Origin of the sequence: Caulobacter sp. D5 (genome assembly GCF_003185805.1) — a bacterium.
Taxonomy (GTDB): domain Bacteria; phylum Pseudomonadota; class Alphaproteobacteria; order Caulobacterales; family Caulobacteraceae; genus Caulobacter.
Window position 1 is genome coordinate 1 of record NZ_QHJY01000307.1, and the last position, 7,082, is coordinate 7,082.

Annotated in this window: 7 protein-coding genes and 1 pseudogene; all 8 read right to left on the reverse strand. The window is 70.2% G+C overall.

Annotation, left to right across the window (positions count from 1 at the left end):
- Positions 1–140: 140 nt before the first annotated feature.
- Positions 141–455 (reverse strand): type II toxin-antitoxin system RelE/ParE family toxin, encoded by a 315-nt coding sequence (locus DMC18_RS18785; RefSeq protein WP_110120732.1) that lies wholly within the window; start codon positions 453–455, stop codon positions 141–143.
- Between the two features lie 8 nt (positions 456–463).
- Positions 464–688: a hypothetical protein gene (locus DMC18_RS18790; RefSeq protein WP_110120733.1), complete on the reverse strand. Its 225-nt coding sequence runs from the start codon at positions 686–688 to the stop codon at positions 464–466.
- Between the two features lie 33 nt (positions 689–721).
- Positions 722–1,393 carry a response regulator transcription factor gene (locus DMC18_RS18795; RefSeq protein WP_110120734.1) on the reverse strand — a complete coding sequence of 224 codons (672 nt, stop codon included), beginning with the start codon at positions 1,391–1,393 and terminating at the stop codon, positions 722–724.
- A 188-nt stretch (positions 1,394–1,581) separates the two neighbouring features.
- Entirely contained in the window at positions 1,582–3,159 is a 1,578-nt protein-coding gene (locus tag DMC18_RS18800; protein ID WP_110133199.1) for a Do family serine endopeptidase, read from the reverse strand.
- Between the two features lie 146 nt (positions 3,160–3,305).
- Entirely contained in the window at positions 3,306–3,794 is a 489-nt protein-coding gene (locus DMC18_RS18805) for a cytochrome c-type biogenesis protein (protein ID WP_110120736.1), read from the reverse strand.
- 62 nt (positions 3,795–3,856) lie between these two features.
- Positions 3,857–5,839 (reverse strand): heme lyase CcmF/NrfE family subunit, encoded by a 1,983-nt coding sequence (locus tag DMC18_RS18810; RefSeq protein ID WP_110133200.1) that lies wholly within the window; start codon positions 5,837–5,839, stop codon positions 3,857–3,859.
- Between the two features lie 160 nt (positions 5,840–5,999).
- On the reverse strand, positions 6,000–6,497 hold the full coding sequence (ccmE, locus tag DMC18_RS18815; protein ID WP_110133201.1) for a cytochrome c maturation protein CcmE: 498 nt from the start codon (positions 6,495–6,497) through the stop codon (positions 6,000–6,002).
- A pseudogene (locus tag DMC18_RS26145) lies at positions 6,494–7,082 on the reverse strand (c-type cytochrome biogenesis protein CcmI); the annotation flags it as partial. The gene ccmE and the pseudogene DMC18_RS26145, both read right to left, overlap by 4 nt.

Sequence of the window (7,082 nt, forward strand, 5' to 3'; positions counted from 1 at the left end):
CGGCGCGGCGGTCCACCTCGCCGGCGGTGGCGATGTAGATATAGCCGAGGAAGGCCGTCGCCGCGGCCGCGAACAGGGCCAGGAACAGCAGGGTCAGCCTGAACGGCGTGGATCGGACGAGGCGCGGCAGGCGCATGGATCTAGCTCTTCTTGCCCATCAGGGCGGCGATGTCTTGGCGGCTGTCGAGGATGCGAAGCACCAGAATTCCAGCCTGATCGGGCAGCGGCCGGTAGACGATCACCCAGGGCGGGACCGAAAACGAACGCGGCGTCGCCGGGAAGTCAGGGCGCGGCCTGCCAAGCAAAGGACGCCGAGCCAACATTTCCAAAGCGGCCTCCAGCCGATCGGAAACCGCCCGAGCGCGCCCGATGCCGCTCTCACGCGTGATCCAAAGAGACAGCTTGAGCGCATCACTCCGCGCCCTGGAGCTCCTCTCGATCCTGCCCCCGACCATGTCGCTTGCTAGCGGCCTTCCTTGCGCAGGATTTCCTGAACCTCAGCCATGACGTCCTCCATGGTCCAAGGCTCGGCCTTGCCCTCGGCGAACTCCCGATCCGCCTCGATGATCGACTCGTTGATGGCGTCGCGGTTACGGACGATCCAAGCCTCCATCTCCTCTTCGGAGGGCGCCGGACCCAGACCGTCACCGACGTCGTCGTCCGCGACGGGCTTGGACTGCTTGTTCATGGCGCTCAGCCTAACACGGGTCCGCCACAGCGCCTACGGATCGAGCCGGTAGCCCGCCCCGCGCACGGTCTGCAGCATGGCCCGGTCGAACCCCTTGTCGATCTTGCTGCGCAGGCGGGAGATGTGCACGTCGATGACGTTGGTCTGCGGGTCGAAGTGGTATTCCCACACCTTCTCCAGCAGCATGGTGCGGGTCACCGACTGGCCGGCGTGGCGCATCATGAACTCCAGAAGCTGGAATTCGCGGGGCTGGAGGTCGATCTCCTTGCCCTGGCGATGGACCGTGCGGTTGATGAGGTTCATCTCGAGTTCGCCCACCTTCAGGGTGGTGGCCACCGCGCCCGTCTCGCGGCGGCGCGACAGGGCCTCGACGCGGGCGATCAGCTCGGGGAAGGCGTAGGGCTTGACCAGGTAGTCGTCGGCGCCGGCCTTCAGGCCGTCGACGCGGTCGCCCACCTCGCCCAGAGCCGACAGGAACAGCACCGGCGTCTGGTCGCCCTCGCGGCGCAGGGTCGAGACCACCTCGACGCCGTTCTTCTTGGGCATCATGCGGTCGACGATCAGCACGTCGAAGCCGCCCTTGCCGGCCTCGGTCAGGCCCGCCTCGCCGTCCGGCGCGTGGACGCACTGGTAGCCGGCCTCGGTCAGGCCGTGGGACATGGCGCCGGCGGCCTCCAGATCGTCCTCGATGATCAGAATACGCATCAGCCAACCCCTCGTGCGCCGTCCGGATGGAGAAACAACCCACGTTCTCCCGATTCTGTCGACCGGAGCGATAGCGACCGGTCTGATACCGGCTTTACGCGCGAGCGTACCTTAAACCTTGGTCACATACGAAAAATCCCGCCCCGATGGCTCGGGGCGGGATCGATCGGTTCACGCTGCGAGAACGCTTACGGCGCGATCTTCAGCGGCACGATGGTCGGGCGGCCGGCGCGGACGATGCGCAGGTTGACGCTCGGACGCTGCAGCTTCTTGGCCGACTCGACCGCGGCGTTGACCTCGGCGACGGTCGCGACCGGCTCGCCGTTGACGCTGGTCACCACGTCGCCCTTGCGCAGGCCCTTCTCGCCGGCGTCGGACGAAGCCTTGACGCTGTCGATCAGCAGACCCTTCACGGCGGTGTCGATGCCGTTGGCCTTGCGGGCGGCGTCATCGAGAGGCGAAAGGCTCATGCCCAGGGCCTCGACCTTGGGGGCCGCCGGCTTGGCCGGAGCGGCCTGATCGCCGCCATCCTCGTTGTCGTTGTCGGCCAGTTCCTTCTCGGTCGGGCGCACGCCCGAACGGATCTCGACCGTGCGGGGCTTGCCGCCGCGCAGGACGGCCAGCTTGATCACCTCGCCCGGACGGGCCTTGGCGACTTCGCGGGTCAGTTCCGAACCGCTCTTGATGGCCACGCCGTTGACCGAGGTGACCACGTCTTCCGGCATCAGGCCGCCGCGCTGGGCGGGACCGCCCGGCACCAGGTCGGCGACGATGGCGCCCTTGACGTCGGCCAGGCCCTGGGCCTCGGCCATCTCGCTGGTGAAGGGCTGGATCTGGGCGCCGATATAGCCGCGCACCACCTTGCCGCCGTTGATCAGCTGCTTGGCGGTGGCCTCGGCCACGTCGGCCGGGATCGCGAAGCCGATGCCCACCGAGCCGCCGGTCGGCGAGAAGATCGCCGTGTTCACGCCGATCACCCGGCCGTAGATGTCGAAAGACGGACCGCCCGAGTTGCCGCGGTTGATGGGGGCGTCGATCTGGATGTAGTCGACGAACTGCGAGGAGTTGTCGCCCAGGTCGCGGCCATAGGCCGAGATGATGCCGGCCGTGGCGGTGCCGCCCAGGCCGAACGGGTTGCCGATGGTGATCACCCAGTCGCCGACCCGCGGACGGGCCTGGTTCTCGAAGTTCACGAACGGGAACGCCGCGCCCTTGGCCTTGGGATCGATGACCTTGATCACCGCCAGGTCGGTGCTTTCGTCGCGACCGACGATGGTGGCCTTCAGCTCGCGGCCGTCCTTCATGACGACGTTGATGCCGTCGGTGTCGGCGTCGGCCACCACGTGGTTGTTGGTGACGATGTAGCCGTCGGCCGAGATGAAGAAGCCCGAGCCCGAGGACTGCTGCTTGGGCGCCTGGGCGGCGTCGTCGCCGTCCTCGCCCGGCTTCTGGCCCTTGGGCACGATATCGAACGGCAGGCCTTCCAGGCCCGGAATGCGCAGGCGGGCCTTGGGGTCGGCCTTCGAGGTCACGTCGATCTGCACGACGGCCGGCGAGACCTTCTCGAAGATGTCGGCGAAGGACAGAGGCGCGCCGGGCGGCGGAGCGAACATCGGGGCGGCGGTGGCCGAGGCGCGCACCAGCTGCGGCTCCTGCTCCGCGGCGCCGGCCGGTCCCATCCGCATGCCCACGCCCGCCAGGGCGGCGCACGCGACGCCCGCCCCCGCGACGGCGCCAACAATGAATCCTGACTTCCGAGCAGCCATCTTTCGTCTTTCCTCAACCCACGGCGCTCTGCGCCGGGTTCTGTCGAACAGAACCTAGTCGCACCAGCAATTCGTGCAACGGTTCCAGGATTATCTTTCCTTCACCCACGCGGCGCTTCTTGCGGCGTCATCGCGGCGCAATCGTGTCATTCCTTCCCAAGCAGACCGCGCAGCCGCGCTTCCTCCTCGGGCGACAGCGCCTCGGGCGGCGCCTGCGCCTCCCGCCGGCGCCGCAGCAGCGCGACCATCAGCCCGCCGCCGGCCAGCAGAACCGCCAGCGGCGTCAGCCACAGCACGGCGTTGCCGGCCGAGAACGGCGGCTTCAGCAGCACGAACTCGCCGTAGCGCTCCGTCAGGAACGCGCGGATCTCGCCGTCGCTCCGGCCCTGCTTCACTTGGTCGCGCACCAGCACCCGCAGGTCGCGGGCGAGATCGGCCTCGGAATCGTCGATCGACTCGTTCTGGCAGACCAGGCACCGCACCTGCTTGAAGATTTCGCGCGCTCTCGCCTCCTGCCCCGGATCGGCCAGCCGCTCGGACGGGTCGGAGGCCGCGGCCATGCAGGCGACGGCGGCGATCGCTACCGCGATCCCCCTCAGTCGGCTTCGCCGCCAGCTCCCCCAGCGGGGGAGCATCTTGGCGCCCAGATCCTCCCCCCCTGGGGGAGGTGGCCCGAAGGGCCGGAGGGGGTCAGCGCTCACGCCTCAGCTCCCTTGGCCTTCCGTCCGACAGCCAGCCTCAGCCGGCGGTCCGACAGCGACACCGCCCCGCCCAGGGCCATGATCAGCGGTCCCAGGAAGATCAGCCGCACCCACGGATTGACATAGGCCCGCACCAGCCAGGCCGGCTCGCCCGCCGGTCCCGCCCGGCGCTCGCCGATGACCACGTAGAGATCATCCAGGCCACGCGGGCACAGCGCCACCTCGGAAGTCGTCTGACCGCCGACCGGGAAGAACCGCCGCTCGGGCTCGGCCGTGCAGACGAAACCACCGGTCTTCTTCTCGATCCGCACCACGCCGCGCTCGGCCAGATAGTTGGGACCATCCAGCGTGCCGACGTCGGTCAGGGTCAGCACATAGGCGCCCAGCTCGATCTTGCCACCGACGCCCAGGGCCTGGGCGCTCTCGACCCGCCAGGCGGTCTCGAAGCTGGCGCCCAGCGCGAAGAGGCCAAGACCGGCATGGGCGATGGTCATGCCCCAGGCCCCGCGCGGCAGGCCCGAGAGGCGCCGGCGCACCTCGGCCCAGGGGGCGCGGAAGGCCTTCACCCGCTCGGCCAGCTCGGCCAGCGCGCCGCCGATCAGCCAGAAGCCCAAAACCAGGCCCAGGCTCGCCAGCGCCTTGCGCGGGGTGACCACGGCGTAGGCGACCAGGCCCAGCACCGCGGCGATGACCAGGGCCAGCCACAGCCGGCGCACGACCAGCCGCGCGTCGCCGCGCTTCCAGGCCAGCAGCGGTCCGGCCGGCAGGATGGCCAGGGCCAGCACCAGCAGCGGGGTGAAGGTCAGGTTGAAGAACGGCGGCCCGACCGAGACGGCCTCGCCGTCCAGCGCCTCGCGGATCAGCGGATAGAGCGTGCCCAGCAGCACCGTCGCCGTCGCCGCCGACAGGATGATGTTGTTGAGCACGATGGCGCTCTCGCGGCTGACCGGCGCGAACAGCCCGCCGGCGTTCAGGCTCGGCGCACGGATCGCGAACAGCACGAAGCCGAAGCCGGCCGCGATGCCCATGATCGACAGCAAGAGCACGCCTCGCGTCGGATCGACGGCGAAGGCGTGGACGCTGGTCAGCACGCCCGAGCGCACCAGGAACGCCCCCAGCATCGAGAAGCCGAAGGCCGCCAGGGCCAGAAACACCGTCCAGCCCGGCAGGGCGCCGCGCTTCTCCAGCACGATGGCCGAGTGCAGCAGGGCCGCGCCGATCAGCCAGGGCATGAAGCTGGCGTTCTCGACCGGGTCCCAGAACCACCAGCCGCCCCAGCCCAGCTCGTAATAGGCCCAGAAGGCGCCGAGCGTGATGCCGACGGTCAGCAGGCTCCAGGCCGCCAGGGTCCAGGGCCGCACCCAACGGGCGAAGGCCGCGTCGACCCGGCCCTCGATCAGGGCGGCGATCGCCAGCGAGAACACCACCGAAAAGCCGACATAGCCCGAATAGAGAAAGGGCGGATGCACGGCCAGGGCCCAGTCCTGCAGCAGCGGATTGAGCGAGCGGCCCTCCACCGGCGGTTCCGGCAGGCGGGTCATCGGGTTCGAGGCGAAGACGGTGTAGGCCAGGAACAGCACGCCCAGCGCGCCCTGCACCGCGATGGCCCAGGCCCTAAGACGCGGCGGCAGGCGCTCGCCGAACACCGCCATGGCCGCGCCGTAGCCGGTCAGGACCAGGCACCACAGCAGCATCGAGCCCTCGTGGCTGCCCCAGGCGCCGGCCACCTTGTAGAGCAGCGGCTTGGCGGTGTGGGAGTTGGCCGCGACGTTGGCCACCGAGAAGTCGGAGGTCACGAAGGCATGGATCAGGGCGGCGAAGGCGCAGACCAGGGCCGCGAAGGTCGCCACGGCCGCGCCGCGCCCCGCCCCCGCCAGCGCGCCCGACCGCCGCAGCGCCCCGACGGCGGAAAGACCGCTCTGGGCGACCGACAGCACCAGGGCCAGGACGAGGGCGAACGCGCCGAACTCGACGATCATCGGATGAGACCTCCCCTTCTCCCCTTGCGGGAGAAGGTGGCCCGCGCAGCGGGTCGGATGAGGGGTCGCGCGGACAGGGGAGCAAAACCCCTCATCCGTCGGCTTTCGCCGACACCTTCTCCCGCAAGGGGAGAAGGGCCGCAGAAGTGATGGGAAGCGTTCAAGGCTTGCTCGCTCCGGGCGCGTCGTAGCTGGGCTTGCCGCTTCCCTCGCCGCGCCACTCGCCCTGCGCCTTGATGGCCTTGGCCACCTCGCGCGGCATGTAGCGCTCGTCGTGCTTGGCCAGCACCTGCTTGGCGACGAAGACGCCGCTTTCGTCGAACGATCCGGAGGCGACGATCCCCTGCCCCTCGCGGAACAGGTCGGGCAGGTCGCCCTGGTAGCGCACCTTGCTGGTCGCCTTCTGGTCGGCGACGACGAACTCCACCAGGCCGTCCGGGTGCTTGACCACGCTGCCGGCCTGGACCAGCCCGCCCAGCTGCACCTTGCGGCCGGCCGGCACGTGGGCCTCCTGGGCCTGGGCCGGGGTGTAGAACAGCGAGATCGAGTCCCGCATGCCGTACAGCGCCAGCCCCGCCGCCAGGGCGGCGACCGGCGCGATCGCCAGCAGGATGGTCAGGCGCCGGCGCGCCTTGCGGGACTTGGGCAGGAAGCTCATCGCGGGACCCGATTGGCTGCGGGCGCATCGGCGGCCTGGCGCAGGGCGGCCAGCACGCGCGGCTGGTCCTTGAAGCGCTCGGTCGCGGTCTTCAGGGCCGCGTCGCGGCGGGCGACGTCGCCCAGCACGCCATAAGCCCGCACCAGCCGCACCCAGCCGTCGGCGTTGTCGGGATCGGCGGCCAGCTTGGCGGCCAGGCTGTCGACCATGCCCTGGATCATCTGCGGGGTGACGCCGCCGTCGGCGGCGGCCTGGGCCGCCTGCGAATTCGGCTCGACCAGCCGGCCGGCCTTGGCGGTGCGGTCGATCTCGCCGGCCAGGATCGCGCGGCGCTCGTCGGCCGGCGGCAGCGAGGCCAGCAGGGCCCGCCAGCCGGCCAGGCCCTCGTCCACCTTGCCATCGGCGATCAAGGCCTTGGACAGGTGATAGCGGGCGGAAAGGTCGTTCGGGTCGCGCTTCAGCGCCTCGGCGAAGGCCATGCGGGCGTCGGGGCCGACCTGGCCGTTGTCGCCGGCCACGAAGGTCTCGCCCAGGGCGGTCCACAGGTCGGCCCGCTGCGGGGCCAGGCGCACGGCGCGCCGCAGG

Bases quoted from the DNA above. Each gene is read 5' to 3' on its own strand.
- DMC18_RS18790 (WP_110120733.1), bottom strand. From the start codon at position 688: ATGAACAAGCAGTCCAAGCCCGTCGCGGACGACGACGTCGGTGACGGT.
- DMC18_RS18795 (WP_110120734.1), bottom strand. From the start codon at position 1,393: ATGCGTATTCTGATCATCGAGGACGATCTGGAGGCCGCCGGCGCCATG.
- DMC18_RS18800 (WP_110133199.1), bottom strand. From the start codon at position 3,159: ATGGCTGCTCGGAAGTCAGGATTCATTGTTGGCGCCGTCGCGGGGGCG.
- ccmE (WP_110133201.1), bottom strand. From the start codon at position 6,497: ATGAGCTTCCTGCCCAAGTCCCGCAAGGCGCGCCGGCGCCTGACCATC.
- DMC18_RS18810 (WP_110133200.1), bottom strand. From the start codon at position 5,839: ATGATCGTCGAGTTCGGCGCGTTCGCCCTCGTCCTGGCCCTGGTGCTG.
- DMC18_RS18785 (WP_110120732.1), bottom strand. From the start codon at position 455: ATGGTCGGGGGCAGGATCGAGAGGAGCTCCAGGGCGCGGAGTGATGCG.
- DMC18_RS18805 (WP_110120736.1), bottom strand. From the start codon at position 3,794: ATGCTCCCCCGCTGGGGGAGCTGGCGGCGAAGCCGACTGAGGGGGATC.